The organism is Methylobacterium sp. ARG-1, assembly GCF_001262595.1.
Taxonomy (GTDB): Bacteria; Pseudomonadota; Alphaproteobacteria; order Rhizobiales; family Beijerinckiaceae; genus Methylobacterium; species Methylobacterium brachiatum.
Map to the genome: position 1 here is coordinate 102,513 of NZ_LHCD01000006.1, position 23,209 is coordinate 125,721.

Consider the following 23,209-nt stretch of genomic DNA (forward strand, 5'->3'; position numbering starts at 1 on the left):
CGTTCGTGTCCTTGTCCACACTCTGAACAACGTCCCCTTGCGGATCCGGTGTTCTGGCCTCGCCATCGCGCCGCTTCACCGTCACACCCTCAATCTCATATCGCGCCTATACCTAACGTGTTGTGTCACACGCTAGAGCAGCAGCCGACTGCATTGCAAATGGCCGCGTCTCTAGGCCCTTATTGCCCCCGGCTATCGAACGCGGAATAAGATTCCGCGTCAGCGACGAGCCCTATAGCAGTCGGTCGATACCCCGACTGCGCCACAATACGAACCGTACCGCAATTGGACACCAAGATGTTAAGCTCCGCAAGTCTAAGACCACATCTTGTGGTTTAACCTGACGTATCTTCGAAACATTGTTGCTGAAATGTCGACGGGTTAAGACTGCGCAGTCCTTGGCGCGCGCCGCGTCGCCGCAGCAGGGCTCGCCCGGACGGGGTTCGGGGCCTAAATTCGGTGCTGCAACGGAGATCACCATGTTTATCGCGATGAATCGCTTCAAGGTCGTTAAGGATGCGACCGAGGACTTCGAGGCCGTCTGGCTCGGCCGTGACAGCCACCTCGGGGAGATGGAAGGCTTCGTTGAGTTTCATCTGCTCCGCGGTCCGGAACAGGAGGACCACGTCCTCTACGCCTCGCACACCGTCTGGCGCTCGCGCGCCGATTTCGAGGCCTGGACGCGCTCAGAGCAGTTCCGCAAGGCCCATAGCCGGGCGCCCTCGACCAAGCCGCTCTATCTCGGTCATCCGCAATTCGAGGGGTTCGAGATGGTCCAGACGGTCGGCGGCGCGGACGGCGCCAAGCAGCACGCCGACGCCGTCTGACGGGACCTATAACGGTATTCAGGGCGCTCGCTGCCGGATCGGCGGCGGGCGCCCTTTAATTTAGGGTTGCCGTATCCCCGCATGGCAATCGCTGCGACGGAATTTCCGCGAAGGCAGTAAGATCCGCCAAGCTTCACGCCGGCGGGGGATTCAACCGGTCAGCAATGATCTGACATTCCAACGCAACTGCTGGTATCCGGATGTTGAGCTGCGCCAGGCCGCACGTGTCTGTATTCCGGTAACTCAGCATTTACCATGTATTGCCGACCGTCGGACGTTGGCCTACATGAACGGCCACGTTTCTGCCGCCGAAACGCTCACCGTGGCGGCTCACCCCTTGCTCCGTCATCGGCAGATGCCGGCGCTGAAAACTTACGTGTTTCAGACCGGTACAAAGTCCGATCAAACCGGGACGTGGCGGGCCAAATGTTTCACGAGCGGGTTCCGGAGACGTTCCAGGCCTTGCCGACCTCGGCCGAGCGCCGTCGCAGCGTATGGTCGGCGCTCCTGCCGCGCCGCGGTCGCGCGCTGGCGCGCATCGCCATGTCGTCGTCGATGGCGGTGGCCGACATCGTGGCGATCGTCGCGGTCATTTTGGGCGTCGAATTCGGCTATCAGGTGGCCTTCGGGGGCGAGAGCGTTTGGGTGACGGCCCTGCGCGGCCTGCGGCTGGCCGCCCTGCTCGGCGCCATCATCGTGGCGACCAACGTGCTGCGGGAGGATTACAGCCTCGACGGCATCATGGCGCAGAAGCTCAACGTCCAGCGCATGGCCTCGCTCTGGTTGGTCGCCTGGGCGGCGGTGCTGCTGGTCGGCTTCCTGACCAAGACCACGAACGATTACTCGCGCCTCGTCTCGATCGCCTCCTTCGTCATCGGCCTGCCCGTCCTGGTGATGACCCGGACCGTGGCGACCCGGCTGGTGCGCCGCAGCCTCGCGTCCGGATCCACCTCCGCCAGCCGCGTGCACCTGGTCGGCTACGAGGAGGACATCGCCCGTTTCTATGCCAGCCACGAGGCTGACCAGCTCGGCTCCCGGATCGTCGGCACGAGCTACCTGCGCCGGGTCGATCCGGGCGCCGACACGGTGTCGCGGCACGACCAGCTGCAGGAGGATCTCGACCTCGCCGTGTCGGTGGTGCGGTTCCTGCGGCCGGACGATGTCTTCGTGCTGGTCCCATGGACCGACACCGCCGAGGTCGAGCGGTGTATCGACGCCTTCCTGCGGGTGCCCTCCGCCCTGCATCTCCGGCCCGGCAGCGTGCTCGACCGGTTCCCCGACATGCAGGTCGCCCGGGTCGGCGGTGTCTCCGGCATCAATATCGGCCGCCGGCCGCTCAACATCGCCGAGATCGTGCTGAAGCGCGCCCTCGACCTGGTCGTGGCGGCGATCGCCCTGGTGTCCCTGTCGCCGCTGCTGGCGGCGATCGCCGTGGCGATCAAGCTCGACAGCCCGGGCCCGGTCTTCTTCCGACAGAAGCGCTACGGCTTCAATCAACAGCCCTTCGGCGTGTTCAAGTTCCGGTCGATGCGGGCGGATGCCAGCGCGGTGTTCAAGCAGGCGACCCGCAACGACAGCCGCATCACCCAGGTCGGCGCGATCCTGCGGCGGACGAATCTCGACGAGCTGCCGCAGCTCCTGAACGTCCTGCGGGGCGAGATGTCGCTGGTCGGTCCCCGGCCGCACGCCCTGGCGCATGACCGCAGCTTCGAGCGGCGGATCGCGCTCTACGCGCGGCGGCACAACGTCCGCCCCGGCATCACAGGCTGGGCGCAGGTCAACGGCTATCGCGGCGAGACCCTGACCGACCTCGACATGGAGCGGCGCGTCGCCTGCGACCTGCACTACATCGACAACTGGTCGATCTGGTTCGACATCCAGATCATGCTGCTCACGATCGTGTCGCGCCGGGCCTACAAGAACGCGCGCTGACGTGTCAGCCGGCCTGCTGCCGCTCCCGGCAGGCGCCGCAATCGCCCTCGACTTCGAGGATGCTGTGGGCCGGCGTGAAGCCCGCCCGTTTCAGGGTGCGGTCGAGACCGTCCTCCAGCTCCTCCGAGGAGGCCTCGTCCACGCCGCCGCAGGTGCGGCAGATCAAGAACACCACGCCCTCCCCCGGAGCGTGCCCGTGGGCGCAGGGGATGAAGGCGTTGCGGCTCGCGATCCGGTGGACCAAACCCTGCTGCATCAGGAAATCGAGGGCGCGGTACACGGAGACCGGCGCCACGCGCTTGCCCGGTGCGCTGAGCTTCTCGGCAATGTCGTAGGCGCCCTGCGCCTTGCCGGCCTCGGCCACCGCCTCCATCACCTCCCGGCGCAGGGGCGTGAATTGCAGTCCGCGCTCGCGGCAGACGGCCTCAGCCCGCGCGAGCATGTCGGCGACATCGCCGTGGCACGCGTCGTGGCCCTCGTGACGGTGCATGTTCGCTCCAACCGCAAAACCGCCGGTTGTCCAGCGGGTTTGTTACAGTGTATCACTGCCGCCCCGGACCGCACCAGTAGCCGAACGGTCCCCGCGCCGGCCCGAGCGCGCGACGAGGACGTCTTGCCGACCATCGCCACCCCACGCCGAGCGGCCCCACGATCCCTGTTCCGCAGCGGTATCGGCCCGCGCCTCGCCCTTGCCGTGGTGCTCTCCACCCTGGTCTGGCTCGTGATCGCCTGGGCGCTCGCGGCATGAGCATCCGGCCCGCCACACGAGAATCGATCCGCCTGGTCGGCATCACCCTCGGCTACGACCGGCATCCGGCGGTCCACCACCTCTCCGGGACCGTTCGCGCCGGCGACCTGCTGGCCCTGGTCGGGCCGAACGGCGCCGGCAAGTCGACCCTGCTCAAAGGGATGGCCGGCGAGATCCGCTGCCTGGAGGGTCATATCGATCGCTCCGGCGCCCTCGCCTACATGCCGCAGGCCGACGAGATCGATCGCAGCTTCCCGCTGAGCGTGATGGACCTCGCCGGCATGGGTCTGTGGCGGAAGGCCGGATCCTGGCGTGGCCTGGAGCGCTGGCGGCCGGAGATCGGGGCGGCCCTCGACGCGGTCGGGCTCGGCGGCTTCGAGGCGCGCCCGATCAGCACGCTCTCGGGCGGCCAGTTCCGGCGCGCCCTGTTCGCCCGGCTGATCCTGCAGGATTGCCCGGTGATGCTCCTCGACGAGCCGTTCACCGGCATCGACAACCGCACCGTCGAGGATCTGCTGGCCCTGATCCGGCTCTGGCACGGCCAGGGCCGCACCGTCGTCGCAGCCCTGCACGACCTCACCCAGGTGCGCGAGCATTTTCCGACGACACTCCTGCTCGCCCGCGAAGCCGTGGCCTGGGGGCCGACCGCGCGGGTGCTCACGCCGGAGAATCTGGCGCGCGCGCGCAATCTCTCCGAAGCCTGGGACGAGGATGCCGCGGTGTGCGTCGGGCCGAAGCCGGCCGTCGCATCGGGCCACGACCACGGCCCGGACAGCCATCACCACCACGAGGACGCCGCGTGATCGATCCGTTCGGGCCGATCCTCGCGCCGTTCGTCGAGTTCGGGTTCATGCGCCGGGCGCTGGCGGGCTGCCTCGCCCTGTCGGTCTCAGCGCCGCCGGTCGGGGTGTTCCTGACCTTGCGTCGCATGAGCCTGATGAGCGACGCGATGAGCCACGCGATCCTGCCCGGCGCCGCGGCGGGATTCCTGGTAGCCGGTCTGTCGCTGCCGGCCATGACCATCGGCGGGCTGGTGGCCGGCCTGGCGGTGGCGCTGCTCGCCGGCGCCGTCACCCGGGCGACGGTGGTGCGCGAGGATGCCAACCTCGCGGCCTTCTACCTGATCTCGCTGGCCGGCGGCGTGCTGCTGGTGTCGTTGCGCGGCTCGCAGATCGACCTGATGCATTTCCTGTTCGGCTCGGTCCTGGCGCTGGATGACGCCGCCCTGATCCTGCTCGGCGGCATCAGCACGCTGACGCTGGTGGCGCTGGCCGCGATCTACAGGCCGCTGGTGATGGAATGCGTCGATCCGCTGTTCCTGCGCACGGTCAGCCGCAGCGGCGGGCCGGTGCATCTTGCCTTCCTGGCGCTGGTGGTGGTCAATCTCGTCGGCGGGTTCCAGGCGCTCGGGACCCTTCTGGCGGTCGGGCTGATGCTGCTGCCGGCAGTGGCCGCCCGGTTCTGGGCGCGCGACCTCGGCGGCCTGATCCCGATCTCGATGCTGATCGCCGTGGTGGCGAGCGTGTCGGGGCTCAGCCTGTCCTACCAGCTCGATCTGCCGAGCGGCCCGGCCATCGTGCTGGCCGCCGGAGCGCTCTACCTCGTCTCGATGCTGGCCGGCCCGCGCGGCGGCCTGCTCCGCCGCCTGATCCGGCCGCGCCACCTCGAAGCCTGATCAGGCCTCGTCCTTCAGCGCGGCGAGGCCCGCGCGGTAGGTCGGATAGGCCAGCGCGACGCCGAGCTCGTCCCGGATCAGCCGGTTCCGCACGCGCTTGTTCTCGCCGTAGAAGCTGCGCGCCATCGGCGACAGGTCGGCAGTCTCGAAGTCGATCTCGGGCGGCAGCGGCAGGCCGGTGAGTGCGGCGGCGTGCTCGGTGACGATCTGCGGCGGGGCCGGCTCGTCATCGGTGACGTTGTAGACCGCGCCCGGACGGGGACGGTTCAGCGAGGCCAGCAGCGTGGTCGCGATATCGTCGACATGGATGCGGTTGAAGACCTGGCCGGCCTTCACGATGCGCTGCGAGCGGCCCTCGCGCAGCTTCACGATCGGGTTGCGCCCGGGGCCGTAGATGCCAGCCAGCCGGAACACCTGCACGGCCTTTCCGGTGCGCGCACCCAGCTCGAACCAGGCCGCCTCGGCGTCGAGCCGAATGCGGGATCGGGCGCTGCGCGGCGCGGGGGGCGTCGTCTCTTCGATCCAGGCCCCGCCCTGGTCGCCGTAGACCCCGATGGTCGAGAGGTAGCCGATCCAGCCGATCCGGCTCGCCGCAATCGCCTCCTCGTAGCGCCGCAGCACCGGGTCGCCCTGCTCGGAGGGCGGCGCCGAGACGAGGAGCGCGTCGGTATCGGCGAGGTCGTCGGCGATGCGGGGATCGTCGGCTTCCGGGCCGAAGCCCCGCATGGTGAAGCCGGTCTCGGCGGCGATGCGCGCCGCGGCCGCCGGATCGGTGACGGTCGCCTGCACGGTCTGGAAGCGGTCGCGCGCCCGCTCGGCGAAGCGGCGGCCGGTGAAGCCAAGCCCGAAGATGAAGAGGTTCATGCCGGGGGTGTCTCGCCGAGGCGAAGTTCCGTCAAGGCGGTGGCGGCGCTCCACTCGTCGCGCACATGCGAATCCGTCTCGGCGAGCCCATGCCGCCGGTGCAGCGCCCGCACGGCGTCCGGCTCCAGCAGCCGACCGCAGGCCCAGACCGCCATGCCGCGCACGAGCGGCGAGGCGTCGTCCAGCCGCGCGATTGCCGAATCTGCCAGGCGCGGGTCGCCGGAATTGCCGACCGCGATCATCACGTTCCGCAGAAACCGGTCCCGGCCGGTGCGCTTCACCGGGGTTCCGGCGAAGAGTTTGCGGAAGGACGCGTCGTCCAGTTCGGCGAGATCGGCCAGCGCTGGCGCTTCGAGATCCGCACGGGCCGCCAGCCGGGCATCGGCGGCTTGGCGGGCGAACTTGTTCCAGGGGCAGACGGCGAGGCAGTCGTCGCATCCGAAGACCCGGTTGCCGATCGCTGTCCGGAATTCGTCGGCGATCGGCCCGGCATGCTCGATCGTCAGGTACGAGATGCAGCGCCTGGCATCGAGGCGGTAGGGCGCCGGGAACGCGTCGGTCGGGCAGATGTCGAGGCAGGCCCGGCAGGAGCCGCAATGCCCGCGGCCGGGCGCGTCGGGCTCGAACTCCGCGCTGGTGTAGATCGCCCCGAGGAGCAGCCAGTTGCCGTGCTCGCGCGACAGCAGGACCGTGTGCTTGCCCTGCCAGCCGAGCCCGGCCGCCTCGGCCAGCGTCTTCTCCATCACCGGGGCGGTGTCGCAGAACACCTTCACCCGGGCATCGCCCTTGGCGGAGAGGTAGCCGCCGAGCTCTTTGAGCCGCCCCTTCAAAACTTCGTGATAGTCCCGGCGCCGCGCATAGGCCGCGACCGCGCCGCGATCCGTCCGGGCCACGAGCTCGAGCGGGTCGTCCTCCGGGCGGTAGCTCATGGCGAGGACCAGGATGCTGCGCAGGCCGGGCCACAGGCCGACGGGGCTGGCGCGCTGGTCGGCGCGCTCCGCCATCCAGTCCATCGTGCCGTGGGCGCCCTCCTCCAGCCAGCGCGACAGCCGGTCGGGCAGGTCCGGCAGGCGGTCGGGCCAGGTGATTCGCAGCCCGCAGAAGCCGAGATGCTGCGCCCGCGCCTCGACGAGGCGACGCAGGTCGGCGCCGAAATAGGTCCGTCGTGGGCTCAGAAATCCAGATCCGCGTAATGGGCAGCCGGCGGCATGCCGGCCACCCGGTCGGCCAGCAGCCCCCGGAAGGAGGGCCGCGACTTGACCCGAGCATACCAGTTGCGGGCCATCTCGTCCTCGTCCCACGGGACGTCACCGAGATAATCGGCGCATGAGAGATGGGCCGCCGCCGCGAGATCGGCATAGGTCAGGTTGTCGCCCGCAAGCCAGCGGCGGCGGGCGATCAGGTAGCCGATATATTTGAGGTGGTAGCGCACGTTGGTCCGCGCCGCCCGGATCGCGTTCATGTCCGGCGGGCCGCCGCCCTCGTGGGCCGACATGAAGCGCTTCGAGATCTTCTCGTTGACCAGGTAGCCGGTCACCTCCGAGTCGAACTTGATCAGGAACCAGTCGAGCAGGCGCCGGACCTCGACCCGCTCCACCGTGTCGTCCGGCAGCATCCGCCGCCCGGACAGGCCGAGCCCGCGCGTCTCGTCGAGATATTCGGCAATCACCCCGGCGCCCGGCACGACGAGACCGGTCTGCTCCAGCAGAACGGGCGTCGACCCGGCCGGATTGATCAGCAGGAAGTCGTCCCGGCGCTCCCAGGGGCGCTCCTCGAACAGCGTCGGTTCCAGGCCCATCTCGGCCAGGACGAGACGGATGAACCGGGAATTCGCGCAGAAGGGGAAGTGGTAGAGGGTCGCCATTGAGGCCGTCAGGACTGCTCGGTCTGACGGCGCGGCCAGTCCCGCGCCGGTCGTCGGCCCAGGCGCGCGGGTCTTCGGCGCGCAGGACTTCAGAGCGAGCGTTATTGCTCGATCGTTGCCGAGCCCTTAACACGCGCCGCCTGTTCCGGTAACTGCCCGTCAACCCTGATGGGCGATGCCTCCGGGCGCAATTTTCCCATGGTCCGCGGCCCGCTCACGACGGGCGGTCGCGCGCCCGCGGCGCGAGGCTCGACAATGGATCCGGCAAGCATCGGCAAGGCGGTCCTGCTCGCCCTGGTGGAGGGCGCGACCGAGTTCATCCCGGTCTCATCCACCGGTCACCAGCTCTTGGTCGGCCACTTCATCGGCTTCCACTCGCCCAACAACACCTTCGAGGTGCTGATCCAGCTCGGGGCGATCCTGGCGATCCTCGCGGTCTATTTCCGCCGGCTGATCGGCATCGCCACCGCGCTGCCGACGAATCCGCAGGCTCGCCGCTTCGTGATCGGCATCCTAGTGGCGTTCCTGCCGGCCGCGATCATCGGCGGCCTCTTCTCGAAGGTCATCAAGGCCTACCTGTTCAACCCATGGATCGTCTGCGCGACCCTGGTGGCCGGCGGCCTGGTGCTCCTCGTCATCGACGATACCGACCTCGAGGTGAAGAAGACCGACGTCTACGATTTCACCCTGCCGATGGACCTGAAGATCGGCATCTTCCAGTGCCTCGCCATGATCCCGGGCGTGTCGCGCTCCGGCGCCACCATCGTGGGCGCGATGCTGATGGGCGCCGACAAGCGCTCCGCCACCGAGTTCTCGTTCTACCTGGCGATGCCGACCATGGCCGGCGCCTTCGCCAAGGACCTGTTCGACAACTATAAATTTCTGTCGCGCGACGATGTCGGCCTAATCGTGATCGGCTTCATCGTCTCGTTCCTGTCGGCGCTGTTCGTGGTCCGCGTGCTGCTCGACTACGTGTCTCGCCACGGGTTCCGGCTGTTCGCCTGGTGGCGGATCATCGTCGGCGCGCTGGGCTTCGCCGGCCTGATCATCCTCGGATAACAATCCTCGCCCTTCGGGCAATTGCCTCCGGGCGAGCGGCGTGCGAGGCACGACCCTGAAAGCGGTGCACAAGACGCCGCGCCCAGGGACGTTCCGATGGAAGACACACCGCTCGCCGACCTGTTCGAGCCCGCCGACCGGGCGCGCTGGCTCGGCCTCGTGGACAACGTCCTGAAGGGTGCCGATTTCGAGAAGCGGCTGGTCTCCCGGACGAGCGACGGCCTGCGGATCGAGCCGCTCTATCCCCGGGCCGAGCCGACCGCCCAGCCCTTCCGCGAGCCGGGTCCCTGGCGGGTTTCCCAGCGGGTCGATCATCCCGAGATCGTCGCTGCCAACGCCCAGGCGATGACGGACCTCGAGGGCGGCGCCAACGCCCTGGCTCTGGTGTTTGCCGGCTCGCCCGCCGCCCGCGGCTACGGCCTCACCGTAAGCAGTGTTGAGGATCTCGACGCCCTGCTGAAGGGCGTGATGCTGCCGCTGATCAGCCTGCGCCTCGATGCCGGCGCCCGCGGCCTCGAAGTCGCCGGCCTGGTGAAGGCCCTGGCGGCGCACCGGGGCGAGGACCTGTCCAGCTACGATCTCGACCTCGGCATCGATCCAGTCGGGACGCTCGCCGCCACCGGCAGCCTCGGGGCGGTCTGGAGCGAGATCGCCCCGCGGCTGGCCACCACCGTTTCCGCCCTCGAAGCGGCGGGTTTCAGCGGTCGGGCCTTCCTGGCCGACGGACGCCCCTACCATGAGGCCGGCGCCGGCGAGGCGGCCGAGCTTGCCGCCGTGCTCGCCACCGCCGTGACCTATCTGCGCGCCCTGGAGGCGGCCGGCCACGACCTCGCCACGGCCCGCGACCGCATCGCCGTGCTGCTCGCCGCCGATGCAGACGAGTTCGTGACGGTGGCGAAATTCCGCGCCCTGCGCCGGCTCTGGGCCCGGATCGAGCAGGCCTGCGGTCTGGAGCCGAAGCCCCTGCGCCTCCACGCCGAAACCGCGTGGCGGATGATGACCCGGCGCGACCCGTTCGTGAACATCCTGCGCACAGGCATGGCCGCCGCCGCTTCCGGCATGGGCGGCGCCGATGCGGTCACGGTCCTGCCCTACACCCAGGCGCTCGGCCTGCCCGACGCCTTCGCCCGCCGGGTGGCGCGCAACAGCCAGATCGTGCTGCTGGAGGAATCGCACCTCGCCCGGGTCGCCGACCCCGCCGCCGGCGCGGGCGGGTTCGAGGCCCTGACCGACCAGCTCGCCGAGGCGGCCTGGGCGGCGTTCCAGGCGATCGAGGCCGAGGGCGGCATCGTCGCCTCGCTCAGCGTCGGCAAGCTGCAGCGGCGCATCGAGGCGACCCGCGAGGCCCGGGCCAAGGCCGTGGCGACCCGCCGCGCGCCGCTGACCGGCGCGAGCGAGTTCCCGAACCTCGCCGAGAAGCCGGTCACGGTCCTCGACGTGAAGCCGGTCACCGCTGGACCCAGCTCGAATTTCGGCTCGGGCTCGGCGGTCGCCTGCGATGCGCTGCCCGCGATCCGCCTGGCGGAGCCCTTCGAGGCGTTGCGCGACGCCTCCGATGCCTACCTGGCCAAGACCGGCCGGCGGCCGAGCGTTTTCCTCGCCAATCTCGGCGCGGTCTCCGCGTTCAACGCCCGGGCGACCTTCGCGGCCAACGCCTTCGCGGCCGGCGGCATCGAGGGCGTCTCGAACGACGGCTTCACCGATCCGGCCGCGCTGGCGGATGCGTTCCGGGGCTCCGGTGCCGCGCTCGCCTGCATCTGCTCCACCGACGCGATCTACGCCGAGCAGGCCGTGCCGGCCGTGCAGGCCCTGAACCAAGCTGGAGCCGGCACGATCTATCTTGCCGGCAAACCGGCGGATCTGCTCGATCCGCTGAAGGCCGCAGGCGTGCACGCCTTCCTGCATGTCGGCTGCGACCTGGTGGCCCTGCTCGACGGTGCGCTGCGCGCCGCCATGCGGCCCCCCGCGACCCACTGAGACGACCCGAACCTGCCTGCGCCGACTACCGCCATGAGCCGACACCGTTTCGCGCGCCTGATCGGCGCCGCCCTGATCCTCGGATGCGCGATTCCCGCGGCGGCCGTGCCGCGGGGCGTCCCGATCCCGGACCGGTTCGACGGCATCTGGAGCGTCGAGATCCTCACCGAGGCCGGCGCCTGCGACCGGGCCTATCGGTACCCGGTGCGGATCGAGCACGGGCAGGCCCGGCTCGTCGGGACCGCCTTCCTGGTGCAAGGCAGCGTCACCCGGAACGGCGTGGTGCGCGGCTCGATCGCCAGCGGTATCGCCACCGCCGACGTCGCCGGCCGGCTCGGCCCCAACGGGTTCGGGACCGGCACCTGGGTCGCTACCGGCGCCGTCGCATGCCGCGGTCGCTGGCGGGCCGAGCGGCGCGGCTGACGCGTCGCGAAATGGTCCGCATCTTGCCCGAGATCGGGCGGATGCAACGTCCCCTCAGCCGCGATCCCGACGCAATCATGAGGGAATGCTGAACGCCATTCGGACACCCGACGAGGCCGCCCGCATGAAGTCTACGATCCTCGCCACCTTTGCCGTCCTCACGCTCGTCTCGACCGCGCAGGCTCGTCCTCACCGCCAGCCGGCCGCTCCGGCGGTGAACCAGGCGGAAGCCGAGAAGATCCTGGCCCCTCTGCGGCAGGCGGCGACGGAGTGCTTCGCGGAGACCGTGCTGGCCAACCCGAAGGCGACCGCCGAGGCCCGGGCCGGCCACTGGTACGAGGCGGTGGGCATCACCGGCTTCCTGTGCCGCCCGGAGGTCGCCGCGATGATCCAGGCTCATGACCGGATCTACGGTGCCAAGACCGGCGAGCGCTATTTCAAGGGCGCCTACGTCAAGCACCTCGACCAGCAGCTCGCCGAGCATCTGCAGCCGATGCTGGCCCATAAGGCGGTCGCCAGCGCCGAGCCGCCGCCCGAGAAGGCCACCGACGGCGACGCCCCGGCCAACTGAGCGGGAACCACGCAAGGTGCTGCGTCTTCTCGGTCGAGGAGACGCGATGCCCTACGAGCTGCATTACTGGCCGATGATCCAGGGGCGCGGCGAGTTCGTCCGCCTGGCCCTCGAAGAGGCCGGCGCCGACTACGTGGACGTCGCCCGCCGGGACGATGACCACGGCGGCATCGAGCCGATGCTGGATCGCCTCGACGACCCGAAGAACCCGCGGCCACCCTTCGCGCCGCCATTCCTGCGCGACGGCACCGCCATGATCGGCCAGACCGCGGCGATCCTGCTCTATCTCGGCCCCCGCCTCGGCCTCGTCGGCGAATCCGAGCCGGACCGGATCTGGACGCACCAGCTGCAGCTCACCATTGCGGATGCGGTGGACGAGGCCCACGACACCCACCACCCCCTCGGCGTCGGCCTCTACTACGCGGACCAGAAGCCGGAAGCGCTGCGCAGGGCGCAGGGTTTTCGCGACGAACGCATCCCCAAATTCATTGGCTATTTCGAGCGGGTGCTGACGGCCAATGGCGGCAGGCATCTCGTCGGCGCAAAACTGTCCTACGCCGATCTGTCCCTGTTCCAGCTCGTCGCCGGCCTACGTTACGCCTTCCCCAAGGCATCCGCCGCGGCCCTGCGCGAGACGCCCCATGTTGCGCGGCTGCACGAGGCGGTGGCCCGGCGTCCGCGCATCGCCGCCTATCTCGCCAGCAACCGGCGCATCCCGTTCAACGAGGACGGGATCTTCCGCCGGTATCCGGAGCTCGACGGTTGAGGCGGTCATCTATCGGGGCGGGTGGGCGATCAGGATCCCGGCTAGCGTCAGCGCGATGAGCCCCAGCACCAGCGACAGCAGACGCCAGAACAGCAGCGGGTCCCGCTCCAGCAGCGAGGCCCGGCGCGTCTCCGTGAAGGCCGGGTTGGGGTGCCGGAGGTCGTGGACGAATTCCGAGAGCGCCTGGTAGCGCCGGGCGGGATTGGGATGCACGGCCTTCCGCAGCGCCCCGTCGACCCAGACTGGCAGCAACGGCCGGACGCCCCGGGCGGACGCGTAGCGGAGCTTGCGCTGGGCGGCGCGGGTCAGGGCCCGGGGCACCCGATCGCCGTAGGGCAGCCGGCCGGTCAGCATCTGGTAAGCGATGACGCCCACCGAGAAAATGTCGGAGGACGCGGTCGAGGGCTCGCCGAGAAAGCATTCCGGAGCCGTGTACTGCACCGTGCCCAAAATCTCGGCGGCGTCGATCCGGGGATCGCCTTCGACCACCCCGGCCACCGTGGTGGCGCCGAAATCGATGACCTGCACAGTCCCGGCCTTGTCGATCAGGACGTTGTCGGGTCTCAGATCCTGGTGGACCATCTCCCGCCGGTGGAAGGCCTGCACACCTTTGGCGAGCTGCTCGATCAGCCCGCGCACCGCCTCCAGCTCGGGCGAAGCATGGTCGCGCATCCACTGCGTCAGGGTCTGGCCCTCGACGTAGCGCATCACCGTGTAGAGGTGGCTGCGGCGCCGGGTCTGCGGATGGGCCTTGAGCACGTGCGGGCTGTCGATCCGCCGGGCGATCCACTCCTCCAGGGCGAAGCGCTTGCGCTGCGCCGGGTCGTCGCGCTGGTCGAGCGACAGGACCTTCAGCGCGACCTGATCCCCCGCTTCCGCGTCGACCGCGAGGTAGACCCGGCTGCGCGGGCCGGAATGCAGGGTGCGCAGCAGCCGATATCCGTCGAACTCGGCCGGCGGGTCGAGCAGCGGGGCGGGATCCAGCCCCTCGACACCGCCGAGGAGATCCGCCGGCTCGCCCTCGGGCACCGAGTCGAGCCGCACGATCTGGACGGTCAGGTTGTCCGGGCTGCCGGCCTCGTGCGCGGCCTCTACGATCGCCCTGGCGGCGCCGTCGAGATCGTCCCCGGCCGCCGCGATCATCGCGGCCACGTCCCGGGGGCGGACATGCTCGTGCACGCCGTCGGTGGTGAGCACGAAGACGTCGCCGGCCTCGATGCTCACCGCGTGGTAGTCGATCTCGACATGCCCGCCCGCCCCCAGGGCGCGGCCGAGATAGGATTCCGCGGCCGAGACCACGACCCGGTGATCCTGGGTGAGCTGTTCCAGCGACCGGCCGGCGACGCGGCAGATCCGGGCATCGCCGACGTGGAAGAGGTGCGCCGTGCGCGCCTTCAGCACCAGCGCGCTGAAAGTGGTGACGTAGCCCTTGTCGGCATCGTGCGGGTCGAGACCACGCCGCGTCTGGGCGTAGAGCCAGGAATTTGTCGCCGCGATCACGCGCTGCGCCGAGGATTTCACCGACCACGTATCGGGTGTGGCGTAGTAGTCACTGACGAAGCTCTTGACCGCGGTCTCGCTCGCCAGGGCACCCACCGCGCTGCTGCTGATCCCGTCGGCCAGCGCCACCGCGATGCCCTTTAGGCCGAGCGCCGGCTGGGACGGCACCAGGGCGCCGTGGAAATCCTGATTGGCCTCCTTCCGCCCGGCCGCGCTGGCCTGGCCGATCGTGACGGTCAGGTCCGCCCTCACGCGGCCGCCGCCGACGCGTCGCCGCGGCCGCGATAGGACAGGGCCTCGGCCAGATGCATCCGGCGCACCTGCGCCTCGCCGTCGAGATCGGCGAGCGTGCGCGCCACCCGCAGGGTCCGGTGGAAGCCGCGGGCGGAGAGCCGCATGCTCTCGGCCGCCTGCCGAATCAGAGCCGTCCCCTCTGAATCAGGCGATGCGACTTCCTCGATCAGAGTCGCCGGGCAGGTGGCGTTCGTGGTGGCGGCCGGTAGAGCGCGAGCGGTGTAGCGCCTCGTCTGGAGCGCGCGGGCGGCCGCGACCCGGGCGGCGGCCTCGCGGGAGCCCTCGGCTGGCGGCGGCAGGATCAGGTCGGCGGCTGTGACCGCCGGCACCTCGATGCGCAGGTCGATCCGGTCGAGCATCGGCCCGGAGATCCGCGCCTGGTACTGTGCCATGCAACGTTCGTTCGGCCCCCGGCGGCAGGCATAGCCCGGCTCCAGACCCTGGCCGCAGCGGCACGGATTCATGGCCGCCACGAGCTGGAAGCGCGCCGGATAGGTCACGCGGTGGTTCGCCCGGGCGATCATGACCTCGCCGGTCTCCATCGGCTGGCGCAAGCTGTCGAGCACCTGCGGCGTGAACTCGGGCAGCTCGTCCAGGAACAGCACCCCGCCATGAGCGAGCGACACCTCCCCGGGCCGGGCCCCGAGGCCGCCGCCGACGAGCGCCGCCATGGAGGCGGAATGGTGCGGCTGCCGGAACGGCCGGCGGTTTGAGAGCGCGCCGTCCTTCAGCTCGCCCGCCACAGACTGGATCATCGAGATGTCGAGCAACTCCCGGGGCGTGAGCGGCGGCAGGATCGAGGGGAGCCGGGCCGCCAGCATGGATTTCCCGGATCCGGGCGGTCCGTTCATCAACAAATTGTGGCCACCGGCCGCCGCGATCTCCAGGGCGCGCTTGGCCCCCTCCTGGCCCTTGATGTCTGAGAGGTCCGGCAACGGTCCCGCCAAGCCGGCCACCGAGGGCTCCGGCCGGGCCATGACTTGGCTGCCCTTGAAGTGGTTGGCGAGCTGGATCAGCGAGCGCGGGGCGAGCACGTCGAGGTCGCCCCCGGCCCAGGCCGCCTCGGACCCGGTGGCGGCCGGGCAGATCAGCCCGAGGCCGCGCGCCCCCGCCGCGATCGCGGCCGGCAGCACGCCGTTCACCGCCGTGATGCTGCCGTCCAGCGCCAGTTCGCCAAGGACGCAGTAGCCGCCGAGCGCGTCGGGCGGGATCGCCCCGATCGCCGCCATGACGCCGAGCGCGATCGGGAGATCGTAGTGCGAGCCCTCCTTGGGCAGGTCGGCGGGGGCGAGGTTGACGGTGATGCGCTTGGCCGGCAGCGCCAGCCCGGAGGCAATCAGGGCGCCCCGCACCCGCTCGCGCGATTCGGCCACCGCCTTGTCGGGCAGGCCGACCACGTTGAACAAGACGTTTCCCGGGATGATCTGGACCTGCACGTCCACGGCCCGAGCCTCGATCCCCTCGAACGCCACGGTGGCGACGCGTGTGACCATAGGTCGGCAGTCCTGAACCCCGGTGCCGGCGCGGCGCGTCGGGCAACCTTAGCTGTGCTGGAAAATCGAAGCGCGCTCAAGAGGATCGCGGCTTCCTGGGAACCTGAGCGCGGTCTTGCTGTTCAAAGCCGGCACGCAATTGCGAAACGGAGACTTCGATGCGCCTCGCCGCCCCCCTGCTCGCCCTCACCCTGGCCGCCGGCCTCACCGGCACCGCCCGGGCCGACGAGAAGCTTCCGCCCGACCAGCAGGCCAAGGTCGAGGCCATGCTCCGCCAGGAGGGCTTCACCAAGTGGAAGGAGATCGAGCTCGACGACGGCATGATCGAGGTCGACGATGCGATCGACGCCAACGGCAAGCAGTTCGACCTGAAGCTCGATCCCAAGACCCTCGCTGTGGTCAAGCGCAAGGCCGAGTAGCCGGCGCTTGCGTTCGGCCAAGAGCCCGGCCATATAGTCGGCGGGGGGTTGGCGAGGGACGTTTCACTCGCCAACCGGGTCAGGTCCGGAAGGAAGCAGCCCTAACGAGACCGAGCGGGTCTTCGTCCAGCCTCCCACCTTATTTCCTGGCGCTCGGAAGCCCGACCCGACACGGCATGGACGCTTCGACCGGCACGCCTGACGACGAGCCGGGCCTGCCCGGGTTCGCAAGCCCCGCCAGCGCGGCGACGCCCTACCGGGTGCTCGCGCGGAAGTACCGCCCGACCAATTTCGGCGACCTGATCGGCCAGGATGCCATGGTGCGGACCCTGGCCAACGGGTTCTCGGCCAACCGCATACCCCAGGCCTGGATGCTGACCGGCGTGCGCGGGGTCGGCAAGACCACCACCGCCCGCATCCTCGCCCGTGGCCTCAACTATGCCCGGGCCGACCTCCCCGATACCGGCCCGACCGTGTCGATGCCGCAACTCGGCCTGCACTGCGCGGCGATCATGGAATCCCGGCACATGGACGTGCTGGAGATGGATGCCGCCTCGCATACCGGCATCGACGACGTCCGCGCGATCATCGACGGCATCCGCTACGGGCCGGTCTCCGCGCGCTACAAGGTCTACATCGTGGACGAGGTCCACATGCTCTCCGAGAAGGCGTTCAACGCCTTCCTGAAGACGCTCGAGGAGCCGCCCCCCCACGCGAAGTTCGTGTTCGCCACCACCGAGATCCGCAAGGTCCCGGTGACAATCCTGTCGCGCTGCCAGCGCTTCGACCTGCGCCGGGTCGAGGCGCCGGTCCTGCATGCCCATCTCGCCAAGGTCTGCGCGGCCGAGAAGGTCGAGGCCGAGGACGAGGCCCTGGGCGCCATCGTGCGCGCCGCCGAGGGCTCCGTGCGCGACGCGCTCTCGCTGCTCGACCAGGCCATCGCCCACGGCGCCGGCGCGGTCACGGCCCAGAGCGTGCGCGACATGCTCGGGCTCGCCGACCGGGCGCGGATTCTCGACCTGTTCGAGGCGGTGATGCGCGGCGCCGTTCCGGCGGCCTTCGCCGAGCTGCGGGCGCAGTACGATTCCGGCGCCGACCCGTCCGTGGTGCTGTCAGACCTCGCGGCCTTCACCCATCTCGTGACACGGCTGAAGGTCGTGCCCGAGACCGCCTCCGACCCGACGCTCAGCGAGACCGAGCGGGTGCGCGGCGGCCAGTTCGCGGAGAAGCTCTCGATCCGCGCCCTGTCGCGCGCTTGGCAGATCTTGCTGAAGGCGATCCCAGAGGTCCAGGCTGCTCCGCGTCCGCTGGCGGCGGCCGAGATGGCGATCGTCCGCCTCGCCTACGCGGCCGACCTGCCCACCCCCGACGAGGCCCTGCGCCAGCTGAAGGCCGAGGCCGCGGCGGCGCCCGTCGAGGAGGCCCCGGCCACCTCCGGCCGTCCGCCCCTGCCGCCAATCCCCGACCTGCGCGGTGGCGGCCCGAGTGCGGCGGCGGCCGTCGCACCGCGGCCGATGCCGGTCGGCGCGCCCATGGCCTCCGCCGCGGCGGCACCGGTGGCGATGTCGGCCCCGGCCCCGATCGCGATGGTCGCCCCGGCGGAGCGGCCGGCCGCACCGCCCGCGCCACGGCTCGCCCGCTTCGAGGACTTGGTCGCGCTCGCGGACGCCAACCGCGACATCCTCCTGAAGACCGCTTTGGAGCGCGACGTCCACCTCGTGCGCTTCGAGGAGGGACGGATCGAGTTCCGCCTCGCCCAGGGCGGCCGGTCGAGCCTGGCCACCGACATCGCCGCCGCGATCCTGCGCTGGACCGGGCAGCGCTGGACCGTCTCGGTCTCCAAGGAAGAGGGCGCGCCGACCCTCGATGCCACCGTCAAGGCCGCCACCGAGACCCGCCGCGAGAATGCCGCCGCCGACCCGTTCGTGCGCGAGGTGCTGACGCGCTTCCCCGGTGCCGAGATCGTCGATGTCCGCGAGACCGCGCCGCCGCCGACCGCCGACCCGGCGATCACGGGCGACGGCGACCCGGTGCCGGCGGACGAGGTCCCGGATGACGACTTCTGAGGAGTGGGCACGGCCGCACATGGCGGCGCACCGCCATCATCCCCACCTAGACTGATCTTCACGCGACGAGAGAGAGCTGCATGCGCGACCTGATGGGCATCATGAAGCAGGCTCAGGCCATGCAGGAGAAGATGGGCTCCCTGCAGGCCGAGCTCGACGAGATCGAGGTGACCGGCGCCTCCGGCGGCGGCTCCGTGCGCGTCACCATGAGCGCCAAGGGCCAGATGAAGGGCGTCAGCATCGATCCGTCCCTGATGGTCGCCGACGAGCGCGAGATCCTCGAGGATCTGATCGTCGCCGCCTGCAACGACGCCCGCGGCAAGGCCGAGGCGACGATGCAGGAGCGCATGGCCGAGCTGACCAAGGGCTTGCCCCTGCCGCCCGGCATGAAGCTGCCGTTTTAGGGGCGGCCCGGATACGGGTTCGGGGCCACGGCCACCTGAATCTCTCCCCTCGTCCTTCGAGGTTCGTTGGCGCGGGCACCTGAGGATGAGGACGAGGATCGGACGGATGAGTCCAGCCATCGCGTGCCGCGTCCTCGTCAACGCCGTCGCCGGCTGACGAAGACGATCCCGGCCAGAATGAGCGGGATCGCCAGCGCGAGGATCGGCGAGAAGCTTTCATTCAGCAGTGCCACTGCCAGCCCCTTGCCGGTGATCGCGCCGATCCAGCCGATCTGGCTGAGCCAGACCGGGCCGCTACGCTTCTGCAAGACGAAGAGCAGCGCGTAGGTGGCCGCGATGCCCGCCGCCTGCACCGGCAGCAGGCCGGCCGTCGAGGCCGAGGGGACAGCGATAAGCGGGATCCCGAAGGCAACCGCATAAGCCCCGATGATCGCCGCGGCCGTGAGAGCCATGATCGGCGTCAACAGGCGCGGCGACGCATCGTCGGGCCATGCCACCGAGCGATAGATAATGCCGGCGGCGACGCTCAGCGGCGCCGCGAGGGCGAGCCCGGTCCAGAGCCCTCCCCCGTCGGCACCCTATAGGCGCGACGCGGCAAACAGCAGCGCGCCCCCGAGCCCCAGCCCCATGCCGGCCAGCCGGTATTCGCGGAATTCGGCTTGCAGCAGGGTCAGTTCGACGTGCTCGCGACGCTGCGGCGGTCCGGCGCCCCCTACGCGCTGACGCCAACCGCCCTGTGCGAGGCCGCGATGATCTCATCGGGTGGGATGACCGCGCGGATCGACCGCTTCGAGAAGGCCGCCTTGATCGAGCGTCAGAAGCATCCGTCGGATCGGCGTGGGACGCTGGTCGCGCTGGCCCAGAAGGGCTCAGAGGTCATCGATGCGTTGCTCCCGCGCCATATCGAGGGCGAGCGCCGGGTCCTGGCACCGCTCACCAAGGACGAGCAGCGCATCCTGAACAGGCTTCTTGCGAAGCTGATCGCCGGGCTCGGGTAAGCACGGGCGGCCGCACAATGGGCCGCCCGGTCGTTCAGACGCTTACGCGGCGATCGCTTGAGCGGTCGGCCCGGCGGTCCGCACGTCGGGATCGACATGGGCCTCGAAGCGCTTGAAGTTGTCGTCGAACATCTTCACTAGCCGCGCCGCCGTCTCGACGAAGGCGCTCTTGTTGCCCCAGGTCTTGACCGGGGTGAGGATGTCCGCCTCGACGCCCGGCACCGAGACTGGCACCGCAAAGCCGAAATACGGGTCGCGGCGGAACTCGGCCTGGGCGAGCGATCCGTCGAGGGCGCCGGCGAGCAGCCGGCGTGTGACGCGGATCGGCATGCGCTGGCCGGTGCCGACGCCGCCGCCGGTCCAGCCGGTGTTGACCAGCCAGCAATCGACTTCATGCTTTGCGATCAGGTCGCGTAGCAGGTTGCCGTAGACGCTCGGGTGCCGGGGCATGAACGGCGCGCCGAAGCAGGTCGAGAAGGTCGCCTCGGGCCCGGTCAGCCCGCGCTCGGTACCGGCCACCTTGGCGGTGTAGCCCGAGAGGAAGTGGTACATCGCCTCGGCGCCGGTGAGCTTGGCGATTGGCGGCATCACCCCGAAGGCGTCGCAGGTCAGCATCACGATGTTCTTCGGGTGCCCGGCCCGGCCGGTGGCGCTCGCATTGGCGATGAACTCCAGCGGATAGGCGCAGCGCGTGTTCTCGGTGAGCGAGGCATCGTCGAAATTCGGCGCGCGCGTGACCGGATCGATCACCACGTTCTCCATCACGGTGCCGAAGCGCTCGGTGGTGGCGTAGATCTCGGGCTCAGCGTTGCGCGAGAGGCGGATCGTCTTGGCGTAGCAGCCGCCCTCGAAGTTGAAGATGCCCTCGTCCGACCAGCCGTGCTCGTCGTCGCCAAGCAGCTGGCGCGAGGAATCGTTAGACAGGGTGGTCTTGCCGGTGCCCGACAGGCCGAAGAAGATCGCCGAGCCGCCCTCGGGGTTGAGCGCCGCGTTGGCCGAGCAATGCATCGGCATCACGTTCTGGCCCGGCAGAATGTAGTTCAGGTAGGTGAAGACCGACTTCTTCATCTCGCCCGCATAGGCCGAGCCGCCGATCAGGACGAGTTTCTTCGCGAAGTCGATGGCGATGACGGTCTTGGAGCGGCAGCCGTGCCGGGCCGGATCCGCCGCAAAGCTCGGCAGGTCGATGATCGTCAGGTCCGGCACGTAGCTCGCGAGCTCGGACCGGTCCGGCCGGATCAGCAGGTTGCGGATGAACAGCGAGTGCCAGGCGTACTCGGTGAACACCCGGGCTTTGACCCGGTGGGCCGGGTCGGCACCGCCATAGAGGTCCTGGGCGAACAGCTCCTTGCCCTCGGCGTGCTTGAGGAAATCCTGGCGCAGGGTCTCGAACTGCTCCGGCGTGATCGCGCCGTTGTTGTCCCACCAGATCTCGTTCTCGGTGCTGGCATCGCGCACCACGAACTTGTCCTTGGGCGAGCGGCCGGTATGGCTGCCGGTGGTCGCCACGAGGGCGCCGCCGCGGGCGAGCTGGCCCTCCTTGCGGGTCAGCGCCTCCTCGTAGAGGCTCGGCGCCTCGAAGTTCCAGCGGACGGCCTTGAGGCCGCGGAAGCCGGCGGCGTCGGCACCGTGGGCCGCGTTGTAATCACCGATATTAGTCAAGAGCGTATCTCCCGGGGCCCCTGTTCGTGCCGTCGACGCGACATGACCGGACGCCAGCGGAGTCCGGGACTACCCGGGGGACGTCCGTGCGGTCGTACAGGTCCGCCGCACGCTGGATCTCCGTTCCCCGGTCGCTCGTCCGTCCCATACTGGATAGGCGACCAAGCGTTGCCGTCTTACCGGGTGTCGCGGGGGGCCTGCAACGCGAGCGCAGTCGTTTGACCCCGGTGATGATCGCAGGACGCCGCCGTTGTAACAGTCGGCGGACGGATGTTCTTCGGCACCGCGCAGGCTCATCGGCCCGAACGACCAGATCGGGGTGGGCGGAGATGCGCTCTTGCGCACCGCCGGGGGGCGGCTATGCCCTGCCGAACGTTCCGCAGACGCCCATTCAGCAATTCCCCGCCCCAGAGGCACGATGCCCCAAGCCGTCGCTGGCCCCGAAATCGAGCGCCTGATCCAGCTTCTGTCCCGGATGCCGGGCCTGGGACCGCGCTCGGCGCGGCGGGCCGCGCTCCAGCTCATTAAGAAGCGCGAGACGCTGCTCGCCCCGCTGGCCGACGCCATGCGGGTGGCGGCCGAGCGCATCGTGGTCTGCTCCAGTTGCGGCAACGTCGACACCTCCGAGCCATGCACGATCTGCCGCGACACCGAGCGGGATCCCTCGACCCTAGTGGTGGTGGAGGACGTGTCGGACCTCTGGGCCCTGGAGCGGTCCGGAGCGGTCAAATCGCGCTACCACGTGCTCGGTGGCGTCCTGTCGGCCTTGGACGGCGTGCGGCCCGAGCATCTCAACCTGGCGAGCCTCGTGGAGCGCGCGGCCGATCCGGCGGTGAAGGAGATCATCCTGGCGCTGAACGCCACCGTCGACGGCCAGACCACTGCCCATTACGTTACCGAGTCGATCCGGCACCTCGACCGCAAGGTGACCCGCCTCGCCCACGGCGTCCCGGTCGGCGGCGAGCTCGACTATCTCGACGAGGGCACGCTCACCGCGGCGATCCGCAGTCGCACCACCTTCTGAGGGTTTTGCCGGCGCGGTGTCGCGGCGACCTGTAGAAGCGGTATTTGACCGGCCCCGACCCACGCCATATTGCCTCGGAATCCCCGGAGTCCGCGTCTGTGGCGCTCCCCTTGCCGGTTTCCGCCATGACCATCCGTCCGCTCGTCATCCTCCCCGACGCCGTCCTGCGCCGCACCTCGGAGCCGGTCGGACCGATCACGCCCGAGATCCGCACCCTCGTGGCCGACATGTTCGAGACGATGTACGACGCCCCGGGCGTCGGGCTCGCGGCGATCCAGGTCGGCGTCGCCAAGCGGGTCGTGACCATCGACACCTCGAAGGAAGAGGGCGTGCGCGAGCCGCGGGTCTTCATCGATCCCGAGATCGTCTGGTCCTCGGAGGAGAAGCGGGTCTACGACGAGGGCTGCCTGTCGATCCCGGAATATTACGCCGAAGTCGAGCGGCCGGACCGGGTGCGGGTGAAGTTCCGCGACATCGAGGGCCGGGAGCAGGAGATCGAGGCCGACGGCCTCCTGGCGACCTGCATCCAGCACGAGATCGACCACCTGAACGGCGTGCTGTTCATCGATCACATCTCGAAGCTGAAGCGCGACCGGGTGATCAAGCGCTTCACCAAGGCGGCCAAGCGCGACGCGGCCTGACC

The 23,209-nt window shown here is 69.7% G+C and carries 24 protein-coding genes and 1 other RNA gene; 17 read left to right on the forward strand and 8 right to left on the reverse strand.

Going from position 1 to position 23,209, the window contains the following annotated elements:
* Window positions 1-479: 479 nt before the first annotated feature.
* Both AKJ13_RS08975 and AKJ13_RS08980 read left to right on the forward strand, forming a co-directional pair.
* The gene (locus tag AKJ13_RS08975; RefSeq protein WP_007561461.1) at window positions 480-827 is read left to right on the forward strand and encodes an antibiotic biosynthesis monooxygenase; all 348 of its coding nucleotides are present in this window, start codon (window positions 480-482) and stop codon (window positions 825-827) included.
* Between the two features lie 426 nt (window positions 828-1,253).
* Window positions 1,254-2,759, forward strand: coding sequence for an undecaprenyl-phosphate glucose phosphotransferase (locus AKJ13_RS08980; protein WP_050733025.1), 1,506 nt, complete (start codon window positions 1,254-1,256; stop codon window positions 2,757-2,759).
* 4 nt (window positions 2,760-2,763) lie between these two features.
* Here AKJ13_RS08980 and AKJ13_RS08985 read toward each other — a convergent pair whose 3' ends face one another.
* On the reverse strand, window positions 2,764-3,249 hold the full coding sequence (locus AKJ13_RS08985) for a transcriptional repressor (protein ID WP_050733026.1): 486 nt from the start codon (window positions 3,247-3,249) through the stop codon (window positions 2,764-2,766).
* 123 nt (window positions 3,250-3,372) lie between these two features.
* On the opposite strand from AKJ13_RS08985, the gene AKJ13_RS33065 reads away from it, so the two are divergent.
* From AKJ13_RS33065 to AKJ13_RS08995, 3 genes are read left to right on the forward strand one after another with little or no spacing between them, the layout of a single operon-like run.
* On the forward strand, window positions 3,373-3,507 hold the full coding sequence (locus AKJ13_RS33065) for a hypothetical protein (protein ID WP_268868448.1): 135 nt from the start codon (window positions 3,373-3,375) through the stop codon (window positions 3,505-3,507).
* A complete protein-coding gene (locus AKJ13_RS08990) occupies window positions 3,504-4,310 on the forward strand; it encodes an ABC transporter ATP-binding protein (RefSeq protein ID WP_050733027.1) in 807 nt (268 codons plus the stop codon). The genes AKJ13_RS33065 and AKJ13_RS08990 overlap by 4 nt, the downstream gene beginning before the upstream one ends.
* Window positions 4,311-4,357: 47 nt before the next feature.
* Window positions 4,358-5,182 carry a metal ABC transporter permease gene (locus AKJ13_RS08995; protein ID WP_144426218.1) on the forward strand — a complete coding sequence of 275 codons (825 nt, stop codon included), beginning with the start codon at window positions 4,358-4,360 and terminating at the stop codon, window positions 5,180-5,182.
* Here AKJ13_RS08995 and AKJ13_RS09000 read toward each other — a convergent pair whose 3' ends face one another.
* From AKJ13_RS09000 to AKJ13_RS09010, 3 genes are read right to left on the reverse strand one after another with little or no spacing between them, the layout of a single operon-like run.
* Window positions 5,183-6,046: an SDR family oxidoreductase gene (locus AKJ13_RS09000; protein WP_050733029.1), complete on the reverse strand. Its 864-nt coding sequence runs from the start codon at window positions 6,044-6,046 to the stop codon at window positions 5,183-5,185.
* Window positions 6,043-7,188: a tRNA epoxyqueuosine(34) reductase QueG gene (queG, locus tag AKJ13_RS09005; protein ID WP_082316901.1), complete on the reverse strand. Its 1,146-nt coding sequence runs from the start codon at window positions 7,186-7,188 to the stop codon at window positions 6,043-6,045. The genes AKJ13_RS09000 and queG overlap by 4 nt, the downstream gene beginning before the upstream one ends.
* Window positions 7,189-7,217: 29 nt before the next feature.
* The gene (locus AKJ13_RS09010; protein ID WP_007561448.1) at window positions 7,218-7,910 is read right to left on the reverse strand and encodes a glutathione S-transferase family protein; all 693 of its coding nucleotides are present in this window, start codon (window positions 7,908-7,910) and stop codon (window positions 7,218-7,220) included.
* Between the two features lie 255 nt (window positions 7,911-8,165).
* Here AKJ13_RS09010 and AKJ13_RS09015 point away from each other — a divergent pair, with 255 nt between their 5' ends.
* From AKJ13_RS09015 to AKJ13_RS09035, 5 genes are all read left to right on the forward strand, one after another.
* Entirely contained in the window at window positions 8,166-8,969 is an 804-nt protein-coding gene (locus AKJ13_RS09015) for an undecaprenyl-diphosphate phosphatase (RefSeq protein WP_007561446.1), read from the forward strand.
* A 96-nt stretch (window positions 8,970-9,065) separates the two neighbouring features.
* Entirely contained in the window at window positions 9,066-10,946 is a 1,881-nt protein-coding gene (locus AKJ13_RS09020) for a methylmalonyl-CoA mutase family protein (RefSeq protein ID WP_050733030.1), read from the forward strand.
* 33 nt (window positions 10,947-10,979) lie between these two features.
* On the forward strand, window positions 10,980-11,369 hold the full coding sequence (locus tag AKJ13_RS09025) for a hypothetical protein (protein ID WP_050733031.1): 390 nt from the start codon (window positions 10,980-10,982) through the stop codon (window positions 11,367-11,369).
* Window positions 11,370-11,493: 124 nt separating this feature from the next.
* A complete protein-coding gene (locus AKJ13_RS09030) occupies window positions 11,494-11,940 on the forward strand; it encodes a hypothetical protein (protein ID WP_050733090.1) in 447 nt (148 codons plus the stop codon).
* 46 nt (window positions 11,941-11,986) lie between these two features.
* Window positions 11,987-12,706 carry a glutathione S-transferase gene (locus AKJ13_RS09035; RefSeq protein WP_050733032.1) on the forward strand — a complete coding sequence of 240 codons (720 nt, stop codon included), beginning with the start codon at window positions 11,987-11,989 and terminating at the stop codon, window positions 12,704-12,706.
* Window positions 12,707-12,715: 9 nt separating this feature from the next.
* On the opposite strand, the gene AKJ13_RS09040 is transcribed toward AKJ13_RS09035, so the two are convergent.
* Both AKJ13_RS09040 and AKJ13_RS09045 read right to left on the reverse strand, forming a co-directional pair.
* Window positions 12,716-14,458 (reverse strand): bifunctional protein-serine/threonine kinase/phosphatase, encoded by a 1,743-nt coding sequence (locus AKJ13_RS09040; RefSeq protein WP_050733033.1) that lies wholly within the window; start codon window positions 14,456-14,458, stop codon window positions 12,716-12,718.
* Window positions 14,455-15,993, reverse strand: a complete 1,539-nt coding sequence (locus tag AKJ13_RS09045; RefSeq protein WP_050733034.1) for a YifB family Mg chelatase-like AAA ATPase — start codon at window positions 15,991-15,993, stop codon at window positions 14,455-14,457. The genes AKJ13_RS09040 and AKJ13_RS09045 overlap by 4 nt, the downstream gene beginning before the upstream one ends.
* A 158-nt stretch (window positions 15,994-16,151) precedes the next feature.
* On the opposite strand from AKJ13_RS09045, the gene AKJ13_RS09050 reads away from it, so the two are divergent.
* From AKJ13_RS09050 to AKJ13_RS09060, 4 genes are all read left to right on the forward strand, one after another.
* Window positions 16,152-16,412 carry a PepSY domain-containing protein gene (locus AKJ13_RS09050; RefSeq protein ID WP_050733035.1) on the forward strand — a complete coding sequence of 87 codons (261 nt, stop codon included), beginning with the start codon at window positions 16,152-16,154 and terminating at the stop codon, window positions 16,410-16,412.
* A gap of 41 nt (window positions 16,413-16,453) precedes the next feature.
* Window positions 16,454-16,552: signal recognition particle sRNA small type (gene ffs / locus AKJ13_RS29985), an RNA gene on the forward strand.
* A gap of 36 nt (window positions 16,553-16,588) precedes the next feature.
* Window positions 16,589-18,478, forward strand: a complete 1,890-nt coding sequence (locus AKJ13_RS09055) for a DNA polymerase III subunit gamma/tau (protein ID WP_050733036.1) — start codon at window positions 16,589-16,591, stop codon at window positions 18,476-18,478.
* An 80-nt stretch (window positions 18,479-18,558) separates the two neighbouring features.
* Window positions 18,559-18,882, forward strand: a complete 324-nt coding sequence (locus AKJ13_RS09060; protein WP_007561429.1) for a YbaB/EbfC family nucleoid-associated protein — start codon at window positions 18,559-18,561, stop codon at window positions 18,880-18,882.
* Window positions 18,883-19,019: 137 nt separating this feature from the next.
* Here AKJ13_RS09060 and AKJ13_RS09065 read toward each other — a convergent pair whose 3' ends face one another.
* Window positions 19,020-19,334 (reverse strand): hypothetical protein, encoded by a 315-nt coding sequence (locus AKJ13_RS09065; protein ID WP_144426215.1) that lies wholly within the window; start codon window positions 19,332-19,334, stop codon window positions 19,020-19,022.
* A gap of 207 nt (window positions 19,335-19,541) precedes the next feature.
* Between AKJ13_RS09065 and AKJ13_RS09070 the strand changes: the two genes are divergently transcribed.
* Entirely contained in the window at window positions 19,542-19,880 is a 339-nt protein-coding gene (locus AKJ13_RS09070) for a MarR family transcriptional regulator (protein ID WP_244471559.1), read from the forward strand.
* Window positions 19,881-19,922: 42 nt separating this feature from the next.
* Here the strand turns inward: AKJ13_RS09070 and AKJ13_RS09075 are convergent, their stop codons facing one another.
* Complete coding sequence (locus AKJ13_RS09075; RefSeq protein WP_050733038.1) at window positions 19,923-21,542, reverse strand: phosphoenolpyruvate carboxykinase; 1,620 nt, start codon at window positions 21,540-21,542, stop codon at window positions 19,923-19,925.
* Window positions 21,543-21,960: 418 nt separating this feature from the next.
* On the opposite strand from AKJ13_RS09075, the gene recR reads away from it, so the two are divergent.
* Together recR and def are read left to right on the forward strand one after the other, a co-directional pair.
* The gene (gene recR, locus AKJ13_RS09080; RefSeq protein WP_007561422.1) at window positions 21,961-22,566 is read left to right on the forward strand and encodes a recombination mediator RecR; all 606 of its coding nucleotides are present in this window, start codon (window positions 21,961-21,963) and stop codon (window positions 22,564-22,566) included.
* A gap of 125 nt (window positions 22,567-22,691) precedes the next feature.
* Window positions 22,692-23,207 carry a peptide deformylase gene (gene def / locus AKJ13_RS09085; protein ID WP_050733091.1) on the forward strand — a complete coding sequence of 172 codons (516 nt, stop codon included), beginning with the start codon at window positions 22,692-22,694 and terminating at the stop codon, window positions 23,205-23,207.
* Window positions 23,208-23,209 lie beyond the last annotated feature (2 nt).